The organism is Methanolobus sp. WCC4 (assembly GCF_038022665.1).
GTDB lineage: Archaea > Halobacteriota > Methanosarcinia > Methanosarcinales > Methanosarcinaceae > Methanolobus.
This window is the reverse complement of sequence record NZ_CP150629.1, coordinates 1,498,249-1,513,471: the sequence shown is the minus strand read 5'-3', so window position 1 is coordinate 1,513,471 and position 15,223 is coordinate 1,498,249. Positions and strand designations below refer to the sequence as shown.

Annotated in this window: 14 protein-coding genes and 1 tRNA gene; 8 read left to right on the top strand and 7 right to left on the bottom strand. The window is 45.5% G+C overall.

Annotation, left to right across the window (positions count from 1 at the left end; genetic code table 11):
* The first annotated feature begins 141 nt into the window (after positions 1–141).
* Positions 142–1,374 (top strand): methyl coenzyme M reductase-arginine methyltransferase Mmp10, encoded by a 1,233-nt coding sequence (gene mmp10, locus V7O63_RS07350; RefSeq protein ID WP_340817756.1) that lies wholly within the window; start codon positions 142–144, stop codon positions 1,372–1,374.
* Between the two features lie 43 nt (positions 1,375–1,417).
* On the opposite strand, the gene V7O63_RS07345 is transcribed toward mmp10, so the two are convergent.
* Positions 1,418–4,837, bottom strand: a complete 3,420-nt coding sequence (locus V7O63_RS07345; RefSeq protein WP_340820821.1) for a DNA polymerase II large subunit — start codon at positions 4,835–4,837, stop codon at positions 1,418–1,420.
* A 194-nt stretch (positions 4,838–5,031) separates the two neighbouring features.
* On the opposite strand from V7O63_RS07345, the gene V7O63_RS07340 reads away from it, so the two are divergent.
* Positions 5,032–5,499 (top strand): hypothetical protein, encoded by a 468-nt coding sequence (locus V7O63_RS07340; protein ID WP_340817754.1) that lies wholly within the window; start codon positions 5,032–5,034, stop codon positions 5,497–5,499.
* 39 nt (positions 5,500–5,538) lie between these two features.
* Here the strand turns inward: V7O63_RS07340 and V7O63_RS07335 are convergent, their stop codons facing one another.
* Positions 5,539–5,766, bottom strand: coding sequence for a winged helix-turn-helix domain-containing protein (locus V7O63_RS07335; RefSeq protein WP_340820820.1), 228 nt, complete (start codon positions 5,764–5,766; stop codon positions 5,539–5,541).
* Positions 5,767–6,012: 246 nt separating this feature from the next.
* Between V7O63_RS07335 and V7O63_RS07330 the strand changes: the two genes are divergently transcribed.
* The 3 genes from V7O63_RS07330 (at position 6,013) to V7O63_RS07320 (ending at position 7,566) form a co-directional block, all read left to right on the top strand.
* A tRNA-Leu gene (locus V7O63_RS07330) sits at positions 6,013–6,098 on the top strand.
* A gap of 53 nt (positions 6,099–6,151) precedes the next feature.
* On the top strand, positions 6,152–6,991 hold the full coding sequence (locus tag V7O63_RS07325) for a fumarate hydratase (RefSeq protein ID WP_340817752.1): 840 nt from the start codon (positions 6,152–6,154) through the stop codon (positions 6,989–6,991).
* Positions 6,991–7,566, top strand: a complete 576-nt coding sequence (locus V7O63_RS07320; RefSeq protein ID WP_340817751.1) for a FumA C-terminus/TtdB family hydratase beta subunit — start codon at positions 6,991–6,993, stop codon at positions 7,564–7,566. The genes V7O63_RS07325 and V7O63_RS07320 overlap by 1 nt, the downstream gene beginning before the upstream one ends.
* Positions 7,567–7,598: 32 nt before the next feature.
* On the opposite strand, the gene V7O63_RS07315 is transcribed toward V7O63_RS07320, so the two are convergent.
* The 4 genes from V7O63_RS07315 to minD all read right to left on the bottom strand — a co-directional run bounded on the left by V7O63_RS07315 (position 7,599) and on the right by minD (position 12,547).
* Complete coding sequence (locus tag V7O63_RS07315) at positions 7,599–8,600, bottom strand: type II secretion system F family protein (RefSeq protein WP_340817750.1); 1,002 nt, start codon at positions 8,598–8,600, stop codon at positions 7,599–7,601.
* 1 nt (position 8,601) lies between these two features.
* The gene (locus V7O63_RS07310; protein ID WP_340817748.1) at positions 8,602–9,525 is read right to left on the bottom strand and encodes a type II secretion system F family protein; all 924 of its coding nucleotides are present in this window, start codon (positions 9,523–9,525) and stop codon (positions 8,602–8,604) included.
* Entirely contained in the window at positions 9,518–11,650 is a 2,133-nt protein-coding gene (locus tag V7O63_RS07305; RefSeq protein ID WP_340817746.1) for a type II/IV secretion system ATPase subunit, read from the bottom strand. The genes V7O63_RS07310 and V7O63_RS07305 overlap by 8 nt, the downstream gene beginning before the upstream one ends.
* A gap of 96 nt (positions 11,651–11,746) precedes the next feature.
* A complete protein-coding gene (gene minD / locus V7O63_RS07300) occupies positions 11,747–12,547 on the bottom strand; it encodes a cell division ATPase MinD (RefSeq protein WP_340817745.1) in 801 nt (266 codons plus the stop codon).
* Between the two features lie 192 nt (positions 12,548–12,739).
* Between minD and V7O63_RS07295 the strand changes: the two genes are divergently transcribed.
* Both V7O63_RS07295 and V7O63_RS07290 read left to right on the top strand, forming a co-directional pair.
* Positions 12,740–13,261: a DUF367 family protein gene (locus V7O63_RS07295; protein WP_340817744.1), complete on the top strand. Its 522-nt coding sequence runs from the start codon at positions 12,740–12,742 to the stop codon at positions 13,259–13,261.
* A 32-nt stretch (positions 13,262–13,293) separates the two neighbouring features.
* A complete protein-coding gene (locus tag V7O63_RS07290; protein ID WP_340817743.1) occupies positions 13,294–13,746 on the top strand; it encodes a TIGR00725 family protein in 453 nt (150 codons plus the stop codon).
* A gap of 59 nt (positions 13,747–13,805) precedes the next feature.
* On the opposite strand, the gene V7O63_RS07285 is transcribed toward V7O63_RS07290, so the two are convergent.
* A complete protein-coding gene (locus V7O63_RS07285) occupies positions 13,806–14,579 on the bottom strand; it encodes an exodeoxyribonuclease III (protein WP_340817742.1) in 774 nt (257 codons plus the stop codon).
* Positions 14,580–14,826: 247 nt separating this feature from the next.
* On the opposite strand from V7O63_RS07285, the gene V7O63_RS07280 reads away from it, so the two are divergent.
* Positions 14,827–15,222: a Fur family transcriptional regulator gene (locus V7O63_RS07280; RefSeq protein WP_340817741.1), complete on the top strand. Its 396-nt coding sequence runs from the start codon at positions 14,827–14,829 to the stop codon at positions 15,220–15,222.
* Position 15,223 lies beyond the last annotated feature (1 nt).

Sequence of the window (15,223 nt, the reverse complement as noted above, 5' to 3'; positions counted from 1 at the left end):
CACTATGTGCTCTGCCAGCATCCTGCTTTAAATAAAGTATATATGTGACTGAGACAAAGACAGAATTATTATAGATCATCTTCTGTCAAAACCCTGTGATCCGCAAACCTTTAAGTACATATATAATATGTAATCCGTTCTATGGAGATCACCGCTGACGTAGGAGGCAATCCGGGAATCGATTGCAAAGGCTTCTGCACATACTGTTATTTCAAGAAAGTAAAGGACAATCCGCCTTTTGGATGTAAATACTGTTTTCCTTTTAAAAAAGGCTGTGACTACTGCACCAGAGGCGTAAGGGAAGCCTACTCCAGCTTTAAACCCGGGCAATATGTGTTCCAGGAACTCTACCAGCGTCTGCGTATGGGCGGCGACTTCGACAAGATAACCATCAGCGGTGGAGGAGATGTCAGTTGTTATCCCGACCTCATGGAGCTTGTTGCCAACATTGCACAGTTCGGCATCCCCATACATCTTGGATACACCAGCGGAAAAGGATTTGACAAAGGGGATGAAGCTGAATTCTTCCTCGAACACGGAGTTACAGAAGTATCATTCACAGTGTTCGCAACAGACCCTGAGCTAAGGAGGGAATACATGAGAGATCCCGAGCCTGAAGCATCGTTAAAGGTCCTGCACCAGTTCTGTCAGCATTGCGATGTCTACGCGGCCATCGTCCTTATCCCGGGGATCAATGACGGGGATGTTCTTGAAAAGACCCTTACAGACCTTGAGGAAATGGGAGCAAAAGGAGCGATACTCATGCGCTTTGCCAACAGGACGGAGGAAGGACTCATCCTCAACAACGCTCCCGTGATGGATGGCATAGAGACACATCCCATAGAAGAGTTCGTGCAGATCGTCCGTGATGCTGATTCAAAACACAATATCCGCATCACAGGAACACCACTGGAAGACCCGCTCATCGGCTCACCATATGCCATCAGGAACGAGCAGTATGCACTCGACAGATTGCCGGCTGTCAGGAAAGATGCCACAATACTTTCGAGCAGAGCTTCAAAGGACAGGCTTCAGGAGATATTCACAAAGCTCGGAAGTGCGGTCAATGTCGTTGCAGTTGACAAGGACATAGGGTGCCTTATCACAATAGAGGACCTGGAAAAACTTGACCTCAGTGACCTAAAGGAAACCGTACTTATCCCGGGAAGGGCATTCGTACATGACCCTGAAGCAACAAAGGTCCTCTCAGGAGATGGAGTATCACGCTTTGTCCGCAGGGGCCCGGAGATGCTGACATATGACGGGGAAATGTCCATCGGTCTTTCTAAGGAAGAGATACTTGAATTCGAGATAGAACAGTTCACAGAGCTCATAAACGAGATCAATGCGCTAGGCCTGAAAATAGAAGAATGAAAGAACCTCTACAGAACGAGCAGAAGCACCCTGTTATATTTTATCACATGAATTCCAGGAGTCCGGTCTGTTTTGACCGGTCATTCTGGAACAGCGATTCCATGTCAAGACCTAGAAGATCGATCCTCTGTTTTGTATAGCTTGATACGTTGTACTCGAGTGCAACCTTCTTTGAGACCTCGAGATATTTCTTTACAGCACCCTCATGCACCGTGAGGATAACACGTCCGCCACATTTAGGGCAAATACCCGTAAGCGGAGGTCTCCTGAACTTGGCAGCACACTTCAGGCATCTGGTACCCTGTCTTGAGAACGCCCTGAGATTGCCGAACATGTCCGGAAGGAAGTGCGATATCAATACCCTCTCCGCAACATTGGAAGCATCCACAGCACGGATCTTATCCCCCAGAGCAAGCTGGGCATCCATCTTTTCCACCATACTGCCAAGGGTCTTATAGGCACTGTTAAGCGGACCAGCTGCGATATCAGAAGTATCGTGGGTGAACATGAAGTGCTCATACTGGTCAGGAGTACCGAGTCTGGCACTGATGAGATCGAATGTGGATTCGAGTTCCTTGGGATTTGTATAGCTCTGTGTTGCCTCATAGAATTCCAGAGGATAGTGGTCACACACATCGATATTATGTGCTTCCTTGTCAACCTCGCTCGGATCCAGACGAGTTGTAAGCACAAGCGGAGCATCCATCTTACCTCCCCTCTTCTCAGGCAGGTAGTCCCTTGAGAAATTCATAAGACCATCCAGAAGAAGCATCACACAGTCCTCGTCCCCATCACAGTTCCTTCTCTTGGCTGCATGGAAGAAAGGATGTGCATAACCCACGGATGCCTTGGTAAATCCTACAAGCCTTCCTAGCACACCTGCAGAGGTATGCGGAGCAAGACCCATAAGCATGGTGCCTACAAGATCACTGGCTTCCTTTGCGTTATAATATGGTTCCTCCCCATAGTACTTCACAAGAAGGTCATCGATATATTGAGTGGTTCTCAGCAGGTAGGCGGCACAGTCATAAGATACCACAAGGTCCTGCACTTTGAGACATACGACCTGATCATCCCTTTCCAATGGCTCACCATATATATCCTCAGTGTAACCGATCTGCTGGAGCTTCTCAACACCGATATCAAGTTCATCTGCCCGTATGTGTGTCAACGGGATGTCGGACATATCGTATCTGACGGTCCCGTCCTTGAAAGTATAAAGATCATGCTTAGCCCTCAGGATGCCTTTTTCAAGAGGTTCCGGTGTCATGGTCCCGGACATCATGCGCTTGACACCCTTGACCTCGATATTCTCACGTTCACCGACCTTCGCGAAGGCAGCCTGGTATATCTCCTTGAAATTGATGTTCTGCATCTTCACACAGGTGGTCTTTGAACCGCACTTTGGACACTCCTCCTTCGGTTCGGACCTGCCACATCTCGGACAGAACAGTTTGGGAACGGTGAACTCTCCACAGTCACAGCGGTAGAGGAAACTATCCATTCCGCAGGCCGGACATACACGGTTTCCTATCTCAACCCGTATCTGGCCAACTTTCCCGTTCATAGATGCGATATAGCTGGCAGCCGCCTCCATCTTACGGGTGTTCCCTGCAGAATCCCCGATAGGGAACAGGACATGAGGAGCAGGAGACATCTTTCTCTTGTTGGATTTCTCCGGACGGCCCATTCTTGCACCTATACGGATAGGGGCACGCGCCCTTACGACCATCCCGCTGACCTCGTTGACAACATCCATGATCTCTGTTGAAGTCAGTGAATCCCATTTCTTAGTCAGTTCCCTGTCAAGACCAAGGCACCTGATGAATGGAAGAGGGTCACCTATCATTATCTTTCCGCCACGTACACTGTGCAATACCAGCAGTTTTTCCAGGATCGTTTTAATCCCGGCATCATTTGAAATATCAAGCGGTAGTTCCAGACAGGAACCATCAGAGGAGAGAGTGCCATTCCCGGATATGAACGAAGCAAGTTCAGTATACTCATCGATCGAGATATCATGCCACAGATGAGTGTACGCAGGATGCAGAGGAACATTATATTTTTCGCACAGTTCAAGTGCCAGTTCCTGTGAAGGCAACTCCAGTTCAGCCTTTGAATAAGGAGAGTCCACAACAGCCTTTTCAAATTCCTGTATCCACCATTCAAAACAATAAGATGAAGGGACAAGCGGATGATTGTTCTCAAGGAAATCACCGTAGTTGATCAGTATCTCGCCAATATCGATGATCTCTTCCACTTCAGGATGGATATCTATAGCCATCTGCTCATCATCCACCCTGACCAAATCGCCTGATCTCAGCCTGACAGTAGGACCTTCAATGCTGTCCACAGGTGCCATTCCGGCAGCTTTCCCCGGACGCTCCACTTTGAGCTGGGTACCCGCAACGATAAAACTATCCATTATATACATGCTCGCAGGACTGATCCCTGCGGCTGCAAAAGAAGTATTTCGTGATCTTCCGTATCGTAACCTGAAACCACCGGGTCTCATTGGATGGGAGAATACGGGTCGGCCAGCAATGAGATCACGTAGATATTTGTCCTTGGGTTTGACACCGACAAAACCGCCATCGTCATCATCTGAGCTTTTCGTTCCGGCTATGAGCTTGTTAAGCCAGTCCCAGCCATCCATTTCGAGCTTGTTGACATGCTTCAGGACCTTCGGGGCCTTCAGTGCCAGACCTTCCGCAAGTACAAGACACATACCGCCACGTACCCTGTTGGTCTCTATCCTGTCAAGGTTCCTGTAACCCTCAACTTCCTCAGCCTCTGTGGGCTCACCATCGATGCAGATCGGACAGTTCTCGACTATCAGCCTGATCTCATCCTCAGATGGTGTGTACTGCAAAGTAGCCACACGCCTGTAGAGAAGGATCTCCTCCACATACCTCTCAACCTCATCCTTGCGTGGCTTGAAACGGTCAATACCTACAGCACGGCGTACATAATCACCTACAAGTACGGAGAGCGCCTGGGCTGTTCCTCCTGCACTGCGTATGGGTCCTGAATAGAATATCCTTATGTACTCGCTTCCGTCATCGTTCTTTCCAAGGGTCACTTTGTCTATTCCCTCGATAGGTGCAGCAACCACACCCTCGGTCAGCATTGCAACAGACACACGTATAGCAGCCTCGATAGCTTCTTCCTTAGAATCGAACTCTCCAACTGCACCCTCTGCAACAGCCTTTCCTATTGCAAGGGCACCCTCCTCACGGGACATCGTCTCATCGAAGATACGTATCTGTTCAGCAACGCCCTTCACACCGATCAGGTTCTCCACCCTGTCCGCAAGGTCCTTGGCAAGAGGGATCTCTACCTGAGGTTTTGGGTCCCTGCCTTTTGAACGTGCACGATTGGCAATAGCTATCTCTTCATGTAGTCTGGACTCGAGTCCTTCAAAATATTCCCTCATGGAATCGCTGACCACTATCTCGCCTATTCAGAATCCTCCGTCCCGGTACTCTATGTCACAGGAAGTAAAAAACCATTGTCATGGTTCACATTTTTATTTTGGGAGTATAAATGGTCCAGAGTGGGGAACAGGCACGAACATATAATCAATTGTTCATCAGTTAACCCTTTAATAGTATTAAGTTCAAAATATAAATTATAGATTTTAAGGGAGGAGCGAATATGAAAAAACTAATAATCTTATTGTTGGTCCTGTCCGTTGCGCTTGCATCCGCACAGACCGCAAGTGCTGATATTTTCACTGACATCGAACTGAAGGTGAACGAGTACAATGATGTTTCTGACCAGGTACCTTCTTTCATTAATATGTTGCTTGGAAATGAGGTTGTCCATCTGGTGATCGAACAGAACGACGGCACTGAATTGCATATCAAAGCAGTCACTGAGGATTCTGTGATCACGACATTCGAGGAAATTGATGCAGAAGACGATATCGGTGCAACTGTCGTGGTTGGTACTGATGAAGATACAACTTATGAAGTGCTGAACTCCGAATACCCACTGGGCACATTCGTCGATGCCATGGATGAGGATAGGATAGTGATCGAGCCTGTCGGGTTTACCAACAGTGTCACATTTGCCATAGCTAACGTACTGTTGAAACTATCAGGTGTGCTCGGACTTATATGATATAAATAGAGAATACAAAAAAAAAGATATTGGAAAAGGTTAGTGAATACTAAGTTCACTGGCCATTTCCCTGTATTGTCTTCCTTTATCAGTTGTTACAAATACGTCCCCTTTATGTTCAATAAGCTGCTTTTCTGCAAGTATTGTAATATACTTGTTCGCAATTGAAGAATTAAGGTTCGCTCCGTAAACTATCTGTGTCTTCTTTGCACCTTCAAGAGTTATCTTTAGGATATCCAACGTAATGTCTAACCTACTCCGCCTAATAGTAATGCCCCCAGCATTCTATTTACTGTACCACTAAGCCAACGATTCACTAATGAACAAATACTGTTGACTCACTTACAATATCGTTAGGCATATATTTAATACCGTCGATTAAAATATTACAATGATAATATATTGCATGGAAAATAACCACCGCTTATCAACAAGCAGGTTCAAGATATAAGATCAGATAACGACAGTTAGATTTATAATAAATACAGCTATAGAGGTATCGTTAATCCCGATGCGGGAGTAACCAAGCGGTCAACGGTGGCAGACTCAAGATCTGCTCGCGTAGGCGTTCGGGGGTTCGAATCCCTTCTCCCGCACCATTTAAAATTGAAATATCGTTCTTTCCTGTGCCAAACATTAAAGGTGATCTTTTTTGTCAAATCCTATCAATCATGATACTGTTGTATCAGCCGTTGTAGATATTCTTGAAGAAGCTGAGACCAGACTTCCACAGGATGTTGTTAGCTCACTTGAAAAAGCTGCTTCTAATGAAAATTCCCCCGTAGCAAAAGAACAACTTGAAGCCATCCTGAAGAATATAGAGATCGCTGGCAGCCGGAAAGTGCCCATATGCCAGGACACAGGAATACTCATATTCTTCGTAGAGCTGGGGCGTGAAGCTATCATAGAATGTAACCTTGAGGAAGCGATCCTCGAAGGTGTTAAACTGGCAACTGCATCGATACCACTCCGCCCCAATGCGGTGGATCCGATCAGCCGCAGTAACAGTGGGAATAATACAGGAAACGGAATACCTGATATCAAATACGAACTGGTCGAAGGGAACAGTATAAAGATAACCGTTGCCCCAAAGGGTGCAGGCTCTGAGAACATGAGTGCCATAAGGATGCTCAACCCTACAGAGAAGGACATGATACGTAACTTCGTACTTGAGACCGTGCTGAATGCCGGTGGTAAACCCTGCCCGCCAATTGTCGTGGGTGTTGGTATCGGCGGGTCATTTGACAAAGCAGCAAGGCTTGCAAAGTCGTCACTTCTTGAAAAGATGGATGATATGAACGAAGAGGAACTGGACCTGCTCAATGATATCAATTCCCTTGGGATCGGACCCATGGGACTTGGAGGAAAGACCACGGCACTTGCAGTCCACATAAAGAAGGCACACTGCCATACTGCATCCCTGCCTGTGGCTGTGAACATACAATGCTGGGCAAATAGACACGCTTCAGTCACACTTGGAGGTGACCAGTGATGGAATACAGACTTACAACACCACTGGCTGAAGAGAGTGTAAAGAAGCTCAAAGCAGGTGACATCGTATACCTCACAGGGACAGTTTTCACAGCAAGGGATGAGGCACATGCCAGGATACTTGAAATGGCAGAGGAGAAAGAGGAACTACCCTTTGACCTTGAAGGTGCAGTGATCTACCACTGCGGCCCCCTCATGAGAGAGAACGACGGTAACTGGGAAGTCGTGGCTGCCGGACCTACAACCAGTGCCCGTATGTCAAAAATGACACCGGAACTCCTTAAGGTGCACCCCGTACGTGCCTTTATAGGGAAGGGCGGAATGGACAACGTCAAGGGAGCCATGGAGAACAAAGCAGTCTATCTTGCATTCACAGGAGGATGTGCCGCACTTGCTGCCATGAGCATCGAGAAGGTAAAGAAGGTACACTGGCTGGACCTGGGAATGCCTGAAGCTGTGTGGGAACTCGAAGTAAAGGAATTCGGACCTCTTGTCGTTGGAATAGATTCCCACAACGAAGACCTGTTCCTGAACATCACCAAAAAAGCAAAGGAGGCTTATTCGAAGATCGAATAAGCAACTTTTTATTTTAATTTCTTTTTTCCGGCTCAGATCACAAAGGTGAATACTACCCATGCGATAAGGGTCATGATAATGGAATGTTTCAGTCCAAGGGAAACTGAACCCTCACCCATCTGACCTGCAACAAGACCGCTCATGAATCCCTGGATAACTCCGGTATGCATCATAAGACGGGTATATTTAGCCGGGTCAAAAGCGCCGATGAACTGACTTCCTGCGCCTGCTGCTGAAGCTGCCCTGCCTGCATCTGCCATTGTTGGCACGAAAGTGGAGGTAAGCATTCCAATTACGAAGAGGAAAACGAAGAACGACATGTAACTGATGACAACATAGACCATCATGTTACCGCGCCTCTCACGCTCCAGCAGTTTAACTTCCCTTGCATCCCTGGCAGCAGCCTCCAGAACGGAAGATACGCGACCACCTGCCCTGCTGGCCTGATTGATAAGGGAGACCGTCCTTGTGATTATAGGAGTAGGAGTCCTTTTTGCAAAGGTCTCCAGTGCCTCTTCAAAGGAAACACCCCATGACATGGCGGAATCCATGCTCTGTACCTCACCGGTCAGAGCCCCATACTCACCTTTTGCAACAGTATTGACAGCCCTTGGAAGAGTAAGTCCTGCCCTGCTCATCTCGGATATATCCCTCAGGAAAGTTGGAAGGTATTCCTCTATCTTGCTCGTCTTCTTGTATTTTATCTGGAACGTGATAGAAGGAGGAGTTATAACTAAAAGGACAGTGAAAACGATAACATCATCTATCAGCACAGTACCCCAGGTAGCTGCCATGCCCACAATAAAGAAAACAAAAGCTAAAGGTACGCTCACAAAGAAAGTGTATTCAGGGTATGTATACAGCATCTTTCTGGGATCTTTGAAGAACTCCTTCAGAAGCACATTCTTACCGGCTTCTTTGATCTTGAAGCTTATATGCTGATCCTCGATCTCAGATAGCTCTTCTTCTGTGAGGGAACTGTCAAGATCCGCTTCTTTATTGAAGATGTTGTTGATTATCTCACGCAGGTTCATTTCAGGCCTCCGGGGTCATCATACTGATAAGAACTACATACATGATACTGCCGATCGGTATCAATGCATAGATAATGATGTAAAGGAAGACCATCTGCGCGTTACCCATTATCGACATGATGGATATTACGACCACAAGGAAAAGAGGACCGGCAACAAAGGCGGTCACATAGGTCTCACCAAGAAGACCCAGTGTCTCTAGGAATTCCTTCTGGTTCTGACGGTTCTCCGCTATATATTGCTCTGTCTTGATCTGGAAATATGGCTCAAGCTGTCCCCCCGATGTGACCACAGTGATAGCACCCTGCAGGAACTCCTGTAGTGTAGGGGAAGGGGTCGTTGTCGCAAGGTTCTTCATTGCAGTTACAAGATCCTGGCCCAGGACCTCAAGGTCACGTACCAGATAACGGCATTCAACTGAGACCTCACCATAGATATCATTATTAGCAAGGGACCTGAAGAGATCTACCGGAAGTACACCTGCACCTGACATTGCGGACATATAGTTCACAGCATACGGAAGCATTGTGTCGATACGTCTTTTCCTGTCACCTGACATTATAGAAGGGTAGATCTGGAACACCTTGTACACACAGATGAAAACAAGTGCCGTGAACAGCAGAACAAGAAAAGGGCCTACTATCATCGATTTGTACTGGACCAGCGGCTCGAACCATAAAGGAAGCATTATTCTTGACGCTTTTATCTCAGGGACACCCATTACAACAAGTATCAATGAAATAAAGAATGAAGCACCTACAGCACTCAGTATTGAACTTAAAAGGGCACTGGCCATGTAAACGTCATATGACGTATCCATCCTGTTCCTCAGGAGACTATGACGAAGACCGAAGAATTCGACCCTCCTTCTCTCATAGTATTTGCCAAACAGATTGTAAGCGAACACCTGATAAACATTAGTCATGCAATTCCTGCCTTACAAGTTTCATTACCATTTCCGGTTCACGGTTATAGGCCACAACGATCTTCGTGAAATCATTGAAATGCGTGATGTGCTTATCACGAGCCCATTCAAGGATATCCTGACGTCGTTTCAACTCGTCACGGACCCTTTCTTCGGTCCAGCCACGACTTTCCATGACACTTTCTATCACATATGACCTGCCTGAATACTGGAACATATCCCTGGCAGCATCCCAGGAGAAAACATCATTTGTAAGAAGTTCACCTGTCCTTGGATCAACTCCTACTATCTCGGTGAGTGTCTTACAACGCCTGACACGCTCTTCACCGACCTTGACCTGAACCTGTATAGAAACAAGATCAAGAGCCTGAATCATAATCCTTGGTACATTGATAGGAGGATTCTCCAGCCTGTGTACCACTGACTGAACGGAATCAGCATGCATTGTAGAGAATGTAGTGTGACCTGTTGACATTGCCTGGAACAGTACATAGGCTTCAGCACCACGAACCTCGCCCACAAGGATGTATTCAGGTCTTTGCCTCAATGAAGCCCTCAGGAGTTCATACATCTCAATAGAACCTTTTTCCTCACCTGAGAAAGCCTGCCTGGTCACACCAGGGATCCAGTTAGGGTGAGTAAGGTTGAGTTCCCTTGTATCCTCGATGGAAACGATCTTCATTTCCGGCTGGATGAAAAGTGAAACAGCATTCATTGCTGTTGTCTTACCTGAAGCAGTACCTCCTGCAAAGACAAGACTCTTGCTTGAATCAACAGCAAGCCACAGGTATGCCATCATTGCGGTTGAGAACGTATGGAAATCGATGAGGTTGGTAGGGGTTATCGGATTATCCTTGAACCTTCTTATGGTGAAGGTAGTTCCACGAGTGGTTATCTCCCTTCCCAGCGTCATCTGTATACGGGAACCATCCGGCATTGTAGCATCCAATAATGGATGTGCTACCGATATATGCCTGCCACATATCTGCGCGATCCTGATGGCAGCTGAGTCAAGTATATCATCTGATTCGAAATTGATGTTAGAAGGAATTGAATTGTACTCTTTGTGGTAAATGTACACCGGTGTGTTAGGACCATCACATGAGACATCTTCAATATATGGATCCCTCATGAGTACATCTATAGCACCATAGCCCACAAAATCACGGATGATGTGGTACAGTATTCTCTCACGTTTACGGGGAGAGATATCTATCTGGTACTCTTTAAGGTACTCGATCGCATTGAATTTAAGGTATTCTTCCGCATTCTCACGTGATACCTCTTTAAGATTTATATCAAGGGTCTCGATGAACTTGATCTTGATAGCATCAAGAAGTTCCTGCTCCTTTTCCGAAAGGACAGGTTCAATGGCCTGATACTGGAACTCATGGGCTTCCGGATCATATGCTATTCTTATATAGGCATATAGAGGATTCACCTCATACAGTTCGACCTCCTTGTAAGGACTGTCAACAGGCATTGTGAGATCGACTATAGGACCGTGTTCCACTACGTTATAGGGATCAAGGTTGATCTGCTTCCTTGCAAACAGTTTGCTTACGCGGTCAATGATAGACTCGGTTTCCTCCTCATCTACGATCAATTCCTCTTCTACAGGTTCGATCTCGAATATCTCAGCTATCGCTGCCTCCCAGACAGACTCTATCTCAGGAGGTACAACATCATCATAAGAAGAGACAGGTACCTCATTGACCTTGCTCTTCAGACTTTCGATGCTCACAGGTTCCGCGTCAGGAAGGATAAGGTCTGCAAGTTCATTTATAAGATTATCCTGGTCAACAGCAAGGATGTCATCCAGCATACTGAACTCATCCTCATCGAGCGGTTCATCTGACAGATCGGCCTGTACTTCATTAATGTCTTCAATAAAAGCATCCTCTACAGAAACATCCGCAAGATCGATCACATCTTCTTCTGAAAAGACGGATACTGTTTCTCCTGACCCTTCTTCTGTTCCTTCATCAATTGATACTTCGGACTGTAAAAGGGGTTCATCTTCCATTTCAGAAACGGTTATTTCCTCCTCTGTTGATACCGTTTCATCAGGAAGGCCGTTTTCCTCATCTTTATCTTCAGTTCGGTCACCTGAAATATCATTCAATTATTACCAACCCCGATATTAGTGGTCATTATTATCTTCTTTTAAACACTTAGTTCACAGTTCTTAGTTCACAGTTTTTCATATATCCGCTAAGTCTCAGCTCTTGCTCTTCGATAAGGAGAACTTCCGGCTCTTCTTTTCCTTCTTCTCTTTCTTTTCTGCATCCTCATTAACAGCTGCAGGTACTTTGATACCAGCGATCTCTGCTGCTTCCTTGTTAAAACCGACAGATGCGCTTGAACCCGGATATTTTACCACCACAGGTGCTTTGAAGGCCAGTGAATTCTTCACATTGTTCTCTTCCTGTATCTCCCCCAATATCTTAAGGCCAAGAGCTGTCTCGACCCTTTCCTTACTAAGCTCGTTGGGGGTCACACCAGTCCTGTTAAGGAAGATCCCACGGAACTGTTTACCCATGTTATCCGAGATGGTCTTTATCTTCATTGCACCGGCAAGGGATGCAATATCTGGATTTACCACCTGGATCAGTTCGTCTGCAAGAGAGATAGCGAATAGGGAATTCTTGTTTATCCCTGTAGGAGAATCGATAACAATGAAATCATATTTGTCTTTTAGACCATCAATGATCTCACTGATGGGATCTGTATCAGCATTCAGGAAACTATGAAGGGAAATACTTCCCGGAAGAACATGCATGTTGTTCGGACCATCATATATTGCATCCTTTAAATCGGCAGTACCTGCAAGAACGTCATGCAGAGTTGCCTTTGATGTGTCCAGTCCCAACATTAACCCGATAGTGGGCATTCCGATATCAGCATCGATTATAAGGGTCTTTTTTGCAAACCCCGCAATCGCAGCGCTAAGATTAATAGCAGCTGTAGTTGTACCGACACCACCCTTCCCTGAAACAATAGTAAAGATCGTTGCTGTCATAAAATGCCTCTCTTATTGATGATAGTGATTTCTAGTAATTTCGGTTAGGATCGAAGAACGATCCAATGTCACCTAAAGTATACACTAAAGTAAATATCACTTAAAAATATAAATACATATCTATATTATCTTGTGATTAATTTATCCTGTGCTTCAATTAGCGATATATAGGATCAAGGTCCATCATGACACATGGCACCTGTCGAACAAAAGGATATCAAACTCTTCCTGTATCACGCAAAACAATGTGACCCGAAAAAATGTACTGGCAAGAAAATGGCGCGTTTCGGACTTGTGAACCTTTCAGAGAAAATAGAAAGGATACCTTCAAGATCCATACTTCTGGACCCAATGGCAGAGAAGGCCCTGTCACCTGCAGATAGTGCTAAAAAAGGCATTACTGTCCTTGACTGTTCATGGGAAGAGGTTGAAAGGGTGTTCCCACAACTTCTCAGGATGAGACTTGAACACCGTGCATTGCCCTACCTTGTAGCTGCAAATCCGGTGAACTTCGGAAGACCGTTCAAACTCACATCTGTAGAAGCCTTTGCAGCATCCCTTTACATCCTCGGGAATAAGGAACAGGCAGAGAGGATAATGTCAAAGTTCAACTGGGGACACACATTCCTTGAACTCAACCATGAGCCTCTGGAAGAGTATTCACAGGCTAAAGATAGCAAGGATATCCTTAGGATACAGAGCGAATACATGTAAACCAATATCATCAACTTTCAGGATCACATAATATGATACAGATCGGAGTGATAGGTGCAGGTTCCTGTGATGAGGAACTGCGAAGGAAAGCATATGAGACCGGGGCCGGGATCGCAAGGAGTGGAGCAATATTATTTTGTGGCGGACTTGGAGGAGTGATGGAAGCAGTCGCTGCCGGTGCTAAAAGTGAAAAAGGTACCACCATAGGCATACTTCCCGGAGACAGTCATAAAAGCGCTAACCCTTACATAGACATAGCAGTTGTGACCGAAATGGGACATGCGAGAAATGTCATAATAGCACGCTCATCAGATGCCCTGATAGCCATTGGAGGAGAGTACGGAACGCTCTCAGAGATAGCACACTCCCTGAAAATGGGTAAGACCGTAGTGACACTGGATTCAAAATGGGAAATAGAGGGCACCATCAAAGCGAATAACCCTCAAGAAGCCGTCAAGATCGCAATTGACAGCATCAGCCGATGAAAGAACATCAACTATTCTGATCATCTGTTCCTGCTTCTACCAATATCCCAATTCTAAGATCATATCTCAAGGTCGATGCCCAGAGGACAGTGATCCGAACCCATTACTTCCGGCAGGATGAATGAATCCTTTACATTATCCGTGATATCATCACTTGCAAAGAAGTAGTCGATCCTCCAGCCCACATTCCTTTCCCTTGCCCTTGTCCTCATACTCCACCAGGTATAGTTCTCAGGTTCGGTGTTGAACATCCTGAAAGTATCCACATAACCATTATCAAGGAGCTTGTCGATCCATGCACGCTCCTGGGGAAGGAAACCTGATATCTTCTCATTCTCCTTTGGCCGGGCGAGATCGATCTCTTTATGAGCAGTGTTCACATCCCCGCAGACAATGATCTTCTTGCCTCGGGACCTGAGGGTATTGGCATGTTCAAGAAAAGCGTCATAGAACTCCATCTTGTAGGCAAGTCTTTCAGCTGATGCCTTGCCGTTGGGGAAGTATATATTATAGAGTACGAAATCCCCGAAGTCTGCGATCTGGGTCCTTCCTTCGCTGTCGAACTTGTCGATACCAAAGCCGCATTTGATGTCAACAGGTTCTTTGTTGGTATAAAGTGCAACACCGCTGTAACCTTTTTTCTCCGCAGAGGCAAAATAATTGTAATAGCCATCGATCTCAAGAAGCTCTTCCGGGAGTTGTTCCCTTCTGGCCTTGGTCTCCTGAATACAGAGTATGTCCGGCCTTTCCTCATTGAACCAGTCAAGGAAACCTTTTTTATGGGCTGCCCTGATGCCATTCACATTCCATGAAACAATTTTGATCCTGCTCATTCTTATGCCACCTCAAGTACTGAGCAGTATTTGAGAGCTTATCTGATAAGTATCTTGCCTGACATCTATTTTGTATCCGTTTACCTCTGCCTGATCACGTAATATATGTATATGATGTATAATATTAGAGATTATTATTAAACACAAATATCATTTGAGAACAAAACTTAAATAATAATAATTATTATTTAGAATATGTTCTTACATGAAAACCATTCAAATATAATGGTCGGAAGGTGAGACAAGTATGAAAAGAGCAGACATCAAATATACGAACCAGCGGATAGAGATCCTGGATTTCCTTAAGGAATTTGATGGTCATCCCACTGTAGATGATGTCTTTGAGGGAGTAAGACAAAAACTTACCCGTATCAGTAAAGCTACTGTGTATAACAATCTGAAGTTTTTGTCTGAAAAAGGCCTGATCAAGGAAGTCAATGTTAAAGGTGTTTCGAGGTTCGAATCCAATTTGATACCTCACCACCACACAATGTGCCTTGAATGCGGAGAAATGAAAGACTACGAATCTGAAGAGCTCTATGAATATGCTATGAAAATAGCAAAAGAGATAGACGGATTCAAAATAGAATCAGCAGATACCAATTTTTACGGGATCTGCAAGAAATGTATGGAGAAGGAGTAAT